Consider the following 12451-nt stretch of genomic DNA (forward strand, 5'->3'; position numbering starts at 1 on the left):
GACGCTTTCAGACTAGCAGAAAACCGCCCCCGGGTAAGCTCAGTTCGAGGCCAGGCCCTTGCCGCCACTGACCGAGGCGGACAACAGAATCTCGGCAAATTCCTTAGGCGCACGGGAGGGTCGCTGGGTTTTCATGTTGACGCAGGCGTGGGTGGAAACGGCCCGCACCAGGGTTTTGCCATCCGCCGGGCGTACCAACTGGAATTGGCGGGAGGAACGGAAGCGCCCGTCAAATCCGGTTAGCCAGGTACCCAGGATGAGCCGGTCCCCGGCGTTGGCAGAGGCCAGGTAATCGATTTCGGTACGGGTGATCGCCATGGCCTTGCCGGTGCTCTCGTGCAGCTCCCAGGTCATGCCCAGAGTCTCGATGTGGGCCCAGCTGATGTCCTCCAGCCAGCGGACGTACACTACGTTATTGGCGTGCCCGAGGCGATCTGTGTCCTCTTCACGCACAGTAATCTCGAGGGTGAAGGGATCCGGAAGATCCCAGTCAATGTTCTGTTCGGCGGTCATTCGTCAGTGTCTCCGAGCCCCGGAATGGCGTGCAACGGTAGCCGCCCGATACGGTCGTTGTGAAGTGAACCAAAGTATAGAACCCCGTCATGGGGGTTCACCGAGGTGATTTCCTGCAGGTGGGTGCCACGGGTATCGTGCAGGCTGGTAATCGGATTGCCGTCCCGGTCGAAAGCCACCACCAGACCATACTCCTGGGGGGCGGGTTTCAGGCTGTCCGGCAGCTTCGCAACCAGGTCCTTGAGCCAGGGCGTCCGATGCAGGGCATCAACCTGCGCGTTCCGCAGTGTGGGGAATGCCACCCAGTAACGGCCATCTCTGTCTACCGCCAGGTTGTCGGGGAACCCTGGCAGGTTGTCGGCAAACACCTCGGCCCGACCGGCCCGGGGGCCTTGCAGCCAGTAGCGCAGGATTCGGTACTTCCAGGTCTCGTTGACGAGGACAAAATCTCCGTCCGGCGAAACCGCGACACCGTTGGCGAAGTGCAGGTTGCCCAGCAGGACCTCGGCCCGCCCGGTGCGGGGGGAATAACGCAGAAGACGTCCATGGGGGCGCATTTCGAGCAGGTCGAGCCTGTAGTCCGGCTGATGGAAGCGCGAACTGGCATCGGTAAAATAGATGGTGCCATCCGGGCCGATGTCCACATCGTCGGTAAACCGGAACGGGGTGCCCCCGGCTTCGCGGGCCAGCACAGTTATGGTCTTGTCCGGGGCAATCGACAACAGGCCTTTCCAGGCGTCCGCAACAATCAGGTTGCCCTCGCGGTCAAACACCATCCCCAGGGGCCGGCCGCCGGTCTCGAGCCACTTTTCGATGCGACCGTCCGGAAAGACCCGGACGATGAAACCGTCCTGGGTACCGCTGTAAAGAACGCCGTCCGGCCCGACCGTGGTGTCTTCCGGGCCATACACCTGACCGCGGGCCAGCAGGTCCGCCAGCCGAAGCCGTTCGTTGGGCGCCAGGATGCCGGTCAGGGGTGGTGGCGAGGGAGGCTCCCAGGCCTTGCTGTCAATGGGCGACGGCGTCAGCAAAAAACTGCCGAGCAAAAGAAACACCACCAGCAACCCGATCAACAACCACTTCATAGAGTGCGTCCGCCTGTTGTTATTTTCCGATTTCCCCGCCAGGACAATGGCCTAACCATAGCAGACGCGGGCCAGCCCATGAAAACAGACCATGCCAGACAGCTCCGGCATCAGCCCTCACTCTCAAGGAATCGGCGACAAAGGGCGGCGAAGGTATCGGCTTTCTCGGCGTGCAGCCAGTGGCCGGTATCCTGGATGATCCGCAGTTCGGCCGAAGGAAACAGGCGCATGATCTGGTCACGGTGCTTTTCCTGGATGTAGGCGGATTCGGCGCCCTTGAGGAACAGGACCGGACCGTTGAAGGGGCCGTCGCCCTCGGGGGCTTTGGCCAGATTTTCATAGCAGTCATCGATCACCGGCAGGTTCAGCCGCCACCGGAACATGGGGCCATCAGCACTCTGCTCTTCGCTGGGCACCCGCTCCAGGTTCTTCAGCAGGAACTGCCGGACGCCGGGCGTCTCGACAAACTCCGCCAACAGCTTGTCGGCGGCCTGACGGGAGCGCACGCTGGTCAGATCCAGACGTCTCAGCCCCTCGAGAATGGCATCGTGGCGGGGTTTGTAGCTGACCGGCGCGATATCCGCCACGATCACTTTCTCCACCCGCTCCGGCGCCATCAGGGCCACCTGCATGGCCACTTTGCCCCCCATGGAATGCCCCAGGAGTGAGGCCTTGTCCAGCCCCTGGGCATCCATGTAGGCAAGCACGTCTTCCGCCATGGAGGGGTAGTCCATGCTGTCGGTGTGTGGGGAACTGCCGTGATTGCGTTCGTCCAGGGCGTGGATCTGCCATTCATCCTGCAGCCGGCGCGCGATCCCTCCCAGGTTTTCCAGTGACCCGAACAGGCCATGCAACAGGATCAGGGGTTTGCCTTCGCCGGTAATTCGATGATTCAGCTCGACACTCATGGACAGACGGCCTCCGCATTGGACAGGATTGTTCTAGGAGCGGATACATTACCATTGCCAGCCCAGCGAGCAAGGCAGGCGAATGTCGGGACGAAAAAAAGCCGGGGGTTCCCCGGCTTAAGGTCATAGGCTGAACGCCTGTCTGATCAGCAGTAGAAGATGCTGTCCAGATATTCCGCGAGAGCAATCACGTTCTTGCGTTCCTGCTCGCTATGGGGCACAAAGATTTCCTGTTCCATACAACACCTCCATCAAGTGTGCATTCATTACTCCAACCTGATGTGATGATGCTATCGTTGTATCGCAAACAGGCCGTTGACAAGTTGTCCCATACGCTTGACATTTTGTACCAGCGTCCATGACAGCTTGTTAACTTTCAGAAGGAATGTTGTGAGTTCCTCGCACCCGGATACCCTGACAGCCCGTACTCCCGGCGTTGCCGCATCCAGCACGCTGGCACTGGTGCATTACCTGGAACGCCAGGGCGTGCTGGACCGGAGCCGGATCGCCCTCATCACCGGCCTGGATACCGGTGAACTCGAAGATCCGGACCGCCGAGTGCCTGCCGATGCCCACTACCGGCTGTGGGAATATGCCGAACAGATCACCGGGGACCCCGGCGTCGGCCTCCACGCCGGCAAACTGGTCGATCCAGAACGCATGGGGCTGGTGGGGCATGTATTTTTCAACTGCGACACCCTGGGCGAGGCGGTGACCCAGTATGTGCGCCTCCACCGGCTGATCAACGAATCGGTCATCCTAACCTTCGAACAGAGCGGCGACACCGCCATCCTGACCTGGCAACCGGACGTTCCGAAACATTACTGCCGCCAGGACATGGACCGGACCCTGGCCGCTGCCATGAGCCGGACCCGGCACTTCATCCATCCCGGTTTCCAGGCCGAATGGGCCGAGATCGCCCATGAGAAGCCATCCTACGCCACCGAGTACGAAGTCCTGCTGGGCGGACCGGTAACCTTCGGGCATGGCATCACCCGCGTTGCCTTTGCCAGTCGCCACCTGAGCCATCCGATACCGCACCGCAATCCCTATGTGTATTCGGCGGTCCTTCGTCAGGTCAATTTCCTGCTGGCCCGGCTGCAGACCCGCCGCTCCTTCAGCCGCAAGATCCGCCGCCTGATTTCCCGGCAGATGGCGACCGACCGGATCGATGCCGACACCCTCGCCCGCCAGTGTCACATGAGCCGCCAAACCCTCTACCGCAAACTCAAGAAGGAAGGACTGAGCTTCCACGAGCTGGTTGAGGAGGTGCGTAAGGACAAGGCCCTGCGTTATGTCGCCGCCGACCAGTATGCCCTGGGCGAGATCGCATTCCTGCTGGGCTTTTCCGAGCTAAGCGCCTTCAGCCGGGCGTTCAAGCGCTGGACCGGCCAGGCGCCGGCCCAGTATCGGGCCGAACATCTGGGTACCAACACCACGGATCCCGGGAGCACGGCGTGATGGAGGGCTTTCCGCTGATTGCCATTGCTGTCGGCCTGCTGTACCTGGCGGCACTGGGGTGTATCTACCGGATCCTGCTGACCTATCGCACACCCCAGGGCGCCATAGCCTGGATCATTGGCCTGCTGGGCATCCCGTATGTCACCGTGCCCCTGTTCCTGCTGATTGGCCGGAACCGGTTCGGTGGCTACGTCAAAGCCAGACGGATGGGTGACGAGTCCCTGACTGCCCTGCTCAACCGTTTCGAGCAACAGACCACGTCCATTCCTGCCCCCGGCAACGACCGCTTCCAGGACGAACTGCAGGTGTTGTGCAAACTGGGCCGCCAGCCGTTCACCGCTGGCAACCAGTGCACCCTGCTTCGCGATGGCGAAGCCACCTTCGAGGCGCTGTTTGAAGCGATGGAGGATGCCTGCGAGTACATCCTCCTGGAGTTCTATATCGTCCGCTCGGACCGGGTCGGTCAGCGCATCAAGTCGATCCTCGAACGGAAACTGGCGCAGGGCGTGGAGGTGTGGTTCCTGTACGACGATATCGGCAGCGCCTTCCTGCCCCGCCGTTACCTGCGGGAATTGTCCCGGGCCGGCGCACGGGTCGCCTCGTTCGGCGATGGCAACATCCGCCGGCGCAGATTCCAGATCAACTTCCGCAATCACCGAAAACTGCTGGTGTGCGACGGCAGGGTCGGTTTTGTCGGCGGTATCAACCTGGGTGATGAATACCTGGGTACTGCCATGGACCAGGACCCCCTGCGGGACACTCACTGCCGGATCGAGGGCCCGGCGGTAAGCGGCCTCCAGCTGGCCTGGCTGGAAGACTGGAACTGGGCCAGTGACGAGCTCCCCAATCTCGACTGGAGCGCCGGCGAGCACACTCCAGGCGACCAGGAAGTGCTGATCCTTCCCACCGGACCGGCCGATACCTGGGAAACCTGTACCCTGTTTTTCCTGAACTGCATCAACAATGCCCGGTCCCGGATCTGGATCGCCTCGCCCTACTTCGTCCCGGATTTCCAGATCATGAATGCCCTGCAGCTGGCGGCGCTTAGGGGCATCGACGTTCGCATCCTGATCCCGGAAACACCGGACAATCACCTGGTGAAGCTGGCCGCTTATTCCTACCTGGTGCAGGCCAGCCAGGCCGGGATCGGCATCTATCGTTATCAGCCGGGCTTCATGCACCAGAAGGTGGTGCTGGTGGATGACCGCTATGCCGCGGTGGGTACGGCCAACCTGGACAACCGTTCCATGCGCCTGAACTTCGAGATCACCGCCATCAACACCGACCGACGATTCGTGTCCGATGTGGAACAGATGCTGGAGGAGGACCTGAAAAGTTGCCGGCTGATGACCGAGCGCGACTACCGGGACCGTTCAATCCTGTTCCGGCTGACCTGCCGGGCCATCCGTCTGAGTGCCCCCCTGCTGTGACGCCGGCCGCAGACTGGCCCGGGCGCCCCCGAATATGCGAATATGCGATCATCTCCAACCGCCTGTAGTAGCCATAAACCGACATGAACGCTTTCAAACCCCGTGAAACCCTGACCGAACAGGTCGCCCGCCACATCGAAAACCTGATCGTCTTTGGACAGCTTCGTTCCGGCGAGCGCATTTACGAGGGTGCCATGGCCAAGGAGATGGACGTCAGCCACGGATCGATACGGGAAGGCCTGCTCCTGCTGGAAAAGCGGCATCTGGTGCGCAACGTCCCGCGCAAGGGAGCGTTCGTCACAACCCTGGACGACTACTTTGTGCGTAGCCTGTACGAGACCCTCGAACTCTATCTCACCCACACGGGAAGGAAGCTGGCACGCAAGTGGCAACCGTCAGACATGGAGCGGCTCGAATCACTCCACCGGCAGATGAAGGCCTGTTACCAGAACAATGACCTGATGAAGTTTCTCGAGCTGGGCATCGAATACACCAAGGCCTCCCTGGTCTACGCCGACAACTACTTCATCGTGAACGCCATTGATGACCTCTGGCCCTCAGCCAGGCGTTGTGCCTTCGTTGCGTTCCAGCATGGCGGCAGCCAGGTGCTCGAGGACAACCTCTCGAACATGGAGGAGTCCATCAGCGCAATCCGGGACCGCGACGAGGAACGCCTTGCCGGCATCCTCCACCGTTTCGCCCTGCAACAGTGCCAGCAGGTACTGGACGCCATTGCCAGGAATGAACAACGGGACTGAGCTGCGCTGTCAGTAGAACAACTGAGTGAAGGAGAAGCCGATGTTGAGGTACGCGCTCCAGTTGTCCTCGTTGTTGTAGGCACCTGCCAGCTGGACCGGCCCCAAGAAGGTGTCCACCCCGGCAAACAGACTCCAGGATCGAACCGAGCGGTCCCAGCTGGCATCGCTCAGGGAATCCCAGGCGTTACCCGCCTCGAGTCCGACACCGGCAAACCACGGCACCAGCGGCCCGCCAAAACTCTGGCTGGCGTAAGCGGCCGCCATGGCCGCGCTCTCGCCCGTGATCTCACCGGGAGCGAACGCCGACAGCCGCCGGAAGCCACCCAGGCGGACGTGATTCTCAACCCCGGCCTCGCCCCGGGTCACATCCTCGGCAAACACCAGTCCCGTCAGGGTCAGGCCCTGCCAGCTTCCGGTACCCAGAAGCAGCGTGGTTACCGAGTCAAAATGCCGGTCCGAGCCAAGATCCTCCCGTTCGAACCGCCCTTTGACACCGGCAAAAGCCCCTGCGGTCGGAAAGAATGAATCATTCAGGGAATCATGGACCAGCCGCAGCGTTACGTTGCCCTGGTGGATCGCGTCGCCCGGGGCGACCGGCTCCCCCACTTCTTCATCCACTGTGGCATAGCCACGGGTGTAGATCAGCCGGGCTTCGGCATCACCGCCCAGCTCCATACCCAGCGCCAGATCCGCGGAACGAAAAGTGACATCCACCTCGGCGATCTGTCGGCCGACCTCGTCATAAACGCCAAAGTTGTCCCGGGAATACTCACTACCCAGCACCAGGAAGCGGTCGTAGCCATAATCCAGGGGCTGATACCACTGGGTCCTGACCCAGGGTTCGGTACCCAACTGGAGGCCGGTATGCCATTCACCGCCCAGCCGGTTGAGTTCGGTCATGCGCAATGCGGAGGCGATATTAAAACGGGTTTCGCCATCGAAATTGTCCTCGTACCCGAGGCCGAAGGACAGGTAATTGGGCCCCCAGGTCTTTTCCCGGGGCTGGATAACCAGCACGGTGCCATCCGGAGAAGGAGACAGCGAGTAGGAAACCGTTTCGTAATAGCCAAGGCCGTAGATGCGTTTGAGATCCTCCTCAAGGGCCGGAACATCCAGGGGCTCACCCACGGGCTGGCGGATCCGCTCCCGCAGGAAATCCCGGGCCAGCCGTCGGGTATTCTCGATCTCGATGCGGGCAATCGGGCCGGCTCTGAAGGCGCGGCTGGCCATCCGCGCCTTATAGGCCGTCCAGTCGGTGCGTGAAACCTGTAAAGGTCTCAGCTCGCCGGCATGGTCTCGGGCGGCGGTCGCACCCAGCTCGAACAGCAGCGGAGCCTGGTAGAAATCGGCCGAGGTGTGACCCTGCAGATCCGGCCGGATCAGAATATCCTGTTGACCAAGTAACCCGAGTTGCTGTTCTGTGTTGCGGCGGGTGAGCAGAGTGGTGAGCTGGCCGACTACGGAGAAAGCCTCTCTCAGGTCGTCGGTGTCCATCAGCGGGTCGGTGATGTCCACGGCAATGATCACGTCCGCCCCCATATCCCTGGCAACGCTGACCGGCAGGTTGTTGGCGACACCCCCATCCACCAGCAACCGGCCGTCCAGCTCCACCGGGGCATAGACACCCGGGATACTCATGCTCGCCCGGACCGCCTCGGCCAGGTTCCCGCGGCCAATAACCACTTGCTCGCCGGTGGCCAGGTCTGTAGCGACCGCCCGGAACGGGATCGCCAGCCGGTCAAAATCCTCCACCAGTGCGGCATTCCGGGTCAGTTCGTTGAGAATGAAGCCCAGGTTCTGACCGGCAACAATGCCGCCACCGACATGCAAACCATCGGCACGGACACCAAGACCGGGCAAGACCGGAAACCGCCAGTCATCCTGTTTGCGCCGGATCGGCTTGTAGACCCGTCCCGGGTCATCCCGGAAACTGGACAGCCAGTCCATTTCGATGAAGCGCTCCTCAATCCGGGCAACGGGCATGCCGGAAGCGTACAGGGCGCCAACTGCCGAACCGGCACTGGTCCCGACCACCACATCCACCGGAATATTCATCTCCTCCAGCACCCGCAGCACTCCAACATGGGCCATGCCCTTGGCGCCGCCACCACTGAGCACCAGGCCGACGCGGACACGTTCACGCTCTTGCGCCAGCAGCGAAGCCGGCACCAGCAGACACAGGAGCAGGATAATCAGAGCTTTCAATGCAGACGTCCTGTTACCGAGAGGCTCAGGGTTTATCTTTGTCGTCCTCGTCCACCAGGGACAGGTGTGACACATCCGGGACCATGGGTGGCGGCAACTCCCGCTCTACGCCGAGATCCGAACCCGCCGGCGCCAGGGTCCAGTCATCCAGGTGTTCGAACATGGGCGCCTCGGCTTCCTGATGCTCAGCCAGGGTTACCCCGACGGGATCCAGGTCAAGGCCGCTGCCGGCCAGAATGTCATCCACCTTCTCCCCGGCCACCGGCAACCGGTCGCCCGGCTCCACCTTCGGGGTTGCGCCACCGCTGGCTCGCGCCGGGGTGCTGGCGGCCGGTTTGGGTACCGGTTCATCAGGCGTAGGGGACGAGGCCTGGGTGCCGGAGGGTGATGGCGCGGGTGTAGGCCGGGCACCGGGCATGGGCTGGACATACGCCACCATGCCGTGTTTTTTCAGCACTGCCCGGTATTTCTCGGCCTGGGCCTCCTCAAGCTTGTTGCGTATGACCACCGGTTGACCACTGAACATCCGTTCGACCTGTTCGACAGAGGCCTTGAACAGCGCCCGGGCGTTATTTCTTGCCGTCTGCTCATCCGTTCCTGCAACACACTCACCTTTGAATACCAGCTGAAACATGGCTCTCTCCCTATCGTTTTTGCTCTTGAAAGAATAGTTGATCCGCTCGCCCGGGGCAGCCCGGAGAAACTGTATCCAGACTGCAAACAATTGAAAAACTTTTCCCACCACCGGCGTAAATGGCGGCACACTCTGCAATAATGGCCTGTAACGAGATGTTACACTTTGTTACACTGCCCAAAAGGAAACCAGGGAGTGGACACATGAACCTTCGAACTTTTTCCCGCACGGTCATCGCCGGCCTCCTCCTGGCAGCGCCAGTGGCGCAGGCCGAGAACATTGATGTATTGATGAGCCAGGTCTTCCCCCAGCAGCAGGCCACCTACATCGGCTATGAAAGCATCGTCCGCGAGGATATTCCGGTGGCGGCCACAGTGGATCGCAAATACCTGATCGTGGATTTCCGCTTCCCGGCGGGCGAACCTCCCACCGAGCAGCTGCAGGCCAGCGTCCACAAGGTCTGCATGGCCCTTCTGAAGGACCGTGACCTGATCCAAAATCTGTCCGAGTCCGGCTACGACATGGTCTCTGTAGCCTTTGACCGCCGCTCCCAGTTCGACTGTCTGTGATCACCGGCGGGCTAGCCCTGCCGCCCCAGCAGCTTCGGAAAGGACTCCAGCGCACTGTTCACCGCATCCAGATTGAACGCTTCCACATCTGCCAGCAGTTTTTCGCCGTAGCGGGTGACCGATGGTGACCGGTGCCGCTGCCCCCAGGCCACGACACGCCGGGCAAAATCCTTCATCTGTTCCGGGTCACCACTCTCACGGACCGCTTTCCACTCATCACCAAAGTCCCGGGCAAGCTGCTGCCGCAACCAACCGCGCTCCTGCATGCTCAGAGTCTGGGCCAGCAGGCGCTCCTCTTCTTTCGGCTCGCCATCTTCCTCGGCCTGTTCGACCGTTGCTTCCACTCTCGGCAGCGTCACGGTAAACACCGAACCCTTACCGGGTTCGCTCTCCACCGCCAGATCCCCACCCATCATGCGGGCCAGCTTGCGGCTGATCGCCAGCCCCAGGCCGGTACCGCCATAACGACGCGTGTTCTGCCCCTCCTGCTGTTCAAAGGCATCGAAGATTCGGTCCAGCTGGTCCGGCGGTATACCGATTCCGGTATCGCTGACCCTGACCACCAGTTGATAGAACTGGCGGTCCGTTGCTTTGCCATCGTCGTCCGGAACGTCTTTCAGCGGTTTTGCTGTGGCCCGGACAGTAACGCCCCCTTCGTGGGTGAACTTGATGGCATTGCCCACCAGATTGAACAGAACCTGGCGTAGCCGGGTCTCGTCGAGCATCATTGCAGCCGGCATTCTCGAATCCACGCTCACTTCCAGGGTAATGCCCTGATCACGGGCACGAAGATCGAAAATATGCCGGACATCGCTCAACAGGCGGCGCACCGATACCGCCGAGTAGTCCAGGCGCATCTTGCCGGCCTCGATCCGGGACAGGTCCAGGATGTCATTGATCAACATCAGCAGGCTGCGGCTGCCGGCACGAATGGCATCCAGATAACTACGCTGCTGGGGATCGGTCACACTGTTGCTAAGCAGGTCGCTGTAGCCGATCACCGCATTCATCGGAGTCCGGATCTCATGGGACATGTTGGCCAGGAACTCGCTCTTGGCCCGGCTTGCGGCCTCCGCCTCCCGGGCCAGCCGCTCGGCCTCGAGCTTGGCCGCCCGCAACTCGTCCTCACTGCGGCGCAGGGCGTTTTCCGAGCGGATCCGTTCGTCCACCTCCCGGGACAGCTTCCGGTTCCAGTACAGGAAGATCAGCACCACCACGATGGCAATCAGCACCACCCGTCGCACGACGGTGTAGTCGGTTTCCTGTTCGATATCCAGGTGAATCCAGCGGTTATAGATGGACTCGGTTTCCGAAGCCTCCAGGTTCGACAGGCCCTTGTTCAGGATCCGGTGCAGCTCCGGGTTGTCCTTGCGCACTGCCAGCCTGAGATCGTACTGGTAGGGAGTAATGCTGGTAATGCGGAGGTTGGACAGTCCCAGCCGTGCCACCGTGTAACTGACTGCCGGAATATGGGTCACCATCACGTCCAGGTCGCCGTTGGACAAGGCCAGCAGGCCTGTCTCCACATCCGCCATGGGATACAGATCGAGGTTGGGATGGTTGATCAGCAGATAATCGTGGGCAGCGTGGTGGCTAACGACCCCGACACGCTCCTCCCGCAATTCCCGGAGATCCCCGATAAACCGACCGTCATCCCGGATCACCAGGGAAATGGGTACGTTCAGATAGGCACGCGTGAACAGATACTTGTTTTCGGTGCGGGGCGTTCTGGACAGACCGGGCAGAATATCCACCTCACCATCAATCAGTTTCTGTTCCCCCTGGGAACGGTCCTCGACCAGGGTGCGCGTGAAACGTATGCCCAACTCGGATTCCAGTCGGGTCACCAGATCCGCGACCAGACCGGTGGGCCGCCCATCCTGCTCATACTCGAACGGCGGCCAGTCCGAGCGGAAGGCGACCCTCAGGTTGGGATTGCGCTTGAGCCAGTCCTGGTCTGTCGCCGAAAGTTCGACACCAGTGCGCTCCATGGACGGCACATCGGCCTGAAGCCAGGACTGACGGATCACCCGGTGCTCGTTGTGGCTGATGGCGGCAATTGCGCTGTCGAGCACCCGGAACAGGCGTTCCTGTTTTGCCGGGACCTGGAGCACCACATCCACCGGCTTGTCATCGAGCAGCCTGGCCAGGCCGATGCCGTTGATCATGGCCGACTGCAGATAATCGGACACCACGGGCACCGGTCCGACAAACGCCTGAGCTTTGCCGGAGAGTACCGCACTGACCGCCTCCCCGATTCCGCTCACCGGCACCGGCTGGAACTCTTCCACCGGTTCCAGCATCGCGTACTGATCGGTATCGTCCTCGATGACGGCAACCTGACTACCCTCCAGGTCCGCAAGAGACTGGATGGCGGCATCACCGGCACTGACAAACAGCCCGTAGGTCAGGGTCATCAGCGGTTTGGTCATGCGCTGACCGCTGGCAATCCTGGTGCCCGGGGCATGGGTGGTCAGCAACGCATCGGGCTCCGGGTGCACGGCGCTGGCTTCTTCCCCGCCCTCAAGGATGACCGGATCCACCGGTACACCGAGCTTGTCGGACAGGCGGGCCAGGTAATCGATGTAGGTTCCCGCCAGCATCCCGTCGCCGGTATCGAAAACCAGTGGCACCTGCCCACCCCGGACGCCTACCACAAACCGTTCCTGCTGTTGCAGCCACTCAAGGTCAGACTGGCCGAGCACCGGCGCTGGCGAGGGTTGGGGAGGATCCGCCAGAACCGGGGATTGAAACAGGCCAAGCAGGCAGCATAGTAACAGGGAGCGAAGGACGACCTTCACTGGATATCCTCCCGGGATTCGCTAAAGTTCAGTGAACAATACCTGCAAACGTTGGCGATTTCATTCAGACATCCTCTATAAGGAGAC

10 protein-coding genes are annotated in these 12451 nt (G+C 61.4%); 4 read left to right on the forward strand and 6 right to left on the reverse strand.

Annotation, left to right across the window (positions count from 1 at the left end):
• Window positions 1–39: 39 nt before the first annotated feature.
• From ACQUTG_RS10395 to ACQUTG_RS10405, 3 genes are all read right to left on the reverse strand, one after another.
• Entirely contained in the window at window positions 40–513 is a 474-nt protein-coding gene (locus tag ACQUTG_RS10395) for an acyl-CoA thioesterase (RefSeq protein ID WP_428919334.1), read from the reverse strand.
• Complete coding sequence (locus ACQUTG_RS10400; protein ID WP_428919335.1) at window positions 510–1598, reverse strand: SMP-30/gluconolactonase/LRE family protein; 1089 nt, start codon at window positions 1596–1598, stop codon at window positions 510–512. Before ACQUTG_RS10400 ends, ACQUTG_RS10395 begins: the two co-directional genes overlap by 4 nt.
• A 110-nt stretch (window positions 1599–1708) precedes the next feature.
• Window positions 1709–2506 carry an alpha/beta fold hydrolase gene (locus tag ACQUTG_RS10405; RefSeq protein ID WP_428919336.1) on the reverse strand — a complete coding sequence of 266 codons (798 nt, stop codon included), beginning with the start codon at window positions 2504–2506 and terminating at the stop codon, window positions 1709–1711.
• 390 nt (window positions 2507–2896) lie between these two features.
• On the opposite strand from ACQUTG_RS10405, the gene ACQUTG_RS10410 reads away from it, so the two are divergent.
• The 3 genes from ACQUTG_RS10410 to ACQUTG_RS10420 all read left to right on the forward strand — a co-directional run bounded on the left by ACQUTG_RS10410 (window position 2897) and on the right by ACQUTG_RS10420 (window position 6155).
• Complete coding sequence (locus tag ACQUTG_RS10410; protein ID WP_428919337.1) at window positions 2897–3967, forward strand: AraC family transcriptional regulator; 1071 nt, start codon at window positions 2897–2899, stop codon at window positions 3965–3967.
• Window positions 3967–5397 carry a cardiolipin synthase gene (gene cls / locus ACQUTG_RS10415; RefSeq protein WP_428919338.1) on the forward strand — a complete coding sequence of 477 codons (1431 nt, stop codon included), beginning with the start codon at window positions 3967–3969 and terminating at the stop codon, window positions 5395–5397. The genes ACQUTG_RS10410 and cls overlap by 1 nt, the downstream gene beginning before the upstream one ends.
• An 83-nt stretch (window positions 5398–5480) precedes the next feature.
• Window positions 5481–6155 (forward strand): GntR family transcriptional regulator, encoded by a 675-nt coding sequence (locus ACQUTG_RS10420; RefSeq protein ID WP_428919339.1) that lies wholly within the window; start codon window positions 5481–5483, stop codon window positions 6153–6155.
• Window positions 6156–6164: 9 nt separating this feature from the next.
• Here the strand turns inward: ACQUTG_RS10420 and ACQUTG_RS10425 are convergent, their stop codons facing one another.
• Window positions 6165–8246: a patatin-like phospholipase family protein gene (locus ACQUTG_RS10425; protein ID WP_428919841.1), complete on the reverse strand. Its 2082-nt coding sequence runs from the start codon at window positions 8244–8246 to the stop codon at window positions 6165–6167.
• A gap of 139 nt (window positions 8247–8385) precedes the next feature.
• Window positions 8386–8994: a hypothetical protein gene (locus ACQUTG_RS10430; RefSeq protein WP_428919340.1), complete on the reverse strand. Its 609-nt coding sequence runs from the start codon at window positions 8992–8994 to the stop codon at window positions 8386–8388.
• Window positions 8995–9197: 203 nt separating this feature from the next.
• Here ACQUTG_RS10430 and ACQUTG_RS10435 point away from each other — a divergent pair, with 203 nt between their 5' ends.
• Window positions 9198–9563 carry a hypothetical protein gene (locus ACQUTG_RS10435; protein WP_428919341.1) on the forward strand — a complete coding sequence of 122 codons (366 nt, stop codon included), beginning with the start codon at window positions 9198–9200 and terminating at the stop codon, window positions 9561–9563.
• Between the two features lie 11 nt (window positions 9564–9574).
• On the opposite strand, the gene ACQUTG_RS10440 is transcribed toward ACQUTG_RS10435, so the two are convergent.
• Complete coding sequence (locus ACQUTG_RS10440) at window positions 9575–12364, reverse strand: ATP-binding protein (RefSeq protein ID WP_428919342.1); 2790 nt, start codon at window positions 12362–12364, stop codon at window positions 9575–9577.
• Between the last annotated feature and the right edge of the window lie 87 nt (window positions 12365–12451).

The organism is Marinobacter sp. DUT-1, from assembly GCF_050379415.1.
Classification (GTDB): Bacteria; Pseudomonadota; Gammaproteobacteria; order Pseudomonadales; family Oleiphilaceae; genus Marinobacter.

Coding starts and splice junctions, on each gene's coding strand:
- ACQUTG_RS10395 (WP_428919334.1), bottom strand. CDS start 513: ATGACCGCCGAACAGAACATTGACTGGGATCTTCCGGATCCCTTCACC.
- ACQUTG_RS10400 (WP_428919335.1), bottom strand. CDS start 1,598: ATGAAGTGGTTGTTGATCGGGTTGCTGGTGGTGTTTCTTTTGCTCGGC.
- ACQUTG_RS10405 (WP_428919336.1), bottom strand. CDS start 2,506: ATGAGTGTCGAGCTGAATCATCGAATTACCGGCGAAGGCAAACCCCTG.
- cls (WP_428919338.1), top strand. CDS start 3,967: ATGGAGGGCTTTCCGCTGATTGCCATTGCTGTCGGCCTGCTGTACCTG.
- ACQUTG_RS10420 (WP_428919339.1), top strand. CDS start 5,481: ATGAACGCTTTCAAACCCCGTGAAACCCTGACCGAACAGGTCGCCCGC.
- ACQUTG_RS10425 (WP_428919841.1), bottom strand. CDS start 8,246: ATGGCCCATGTTGGAGTGCTGCGGGTGCTGGAGGAGATGAATATTCCG.
- ACQUTG_RS10430 (WP_428919340.1), bottom strand. CDS start 8,994: ATGTTTCAGCTGGTATTCAAAGGTGAGTGTGTTGCAGGAACGGATGAG.
- ACQUTG_RS10435 (WP_428919341.1), top strand. CDS start 9,198: ATGAACCTTCGAACTTTTTCCCGCACGGTCATCGCCGGCCTCCTCCTG.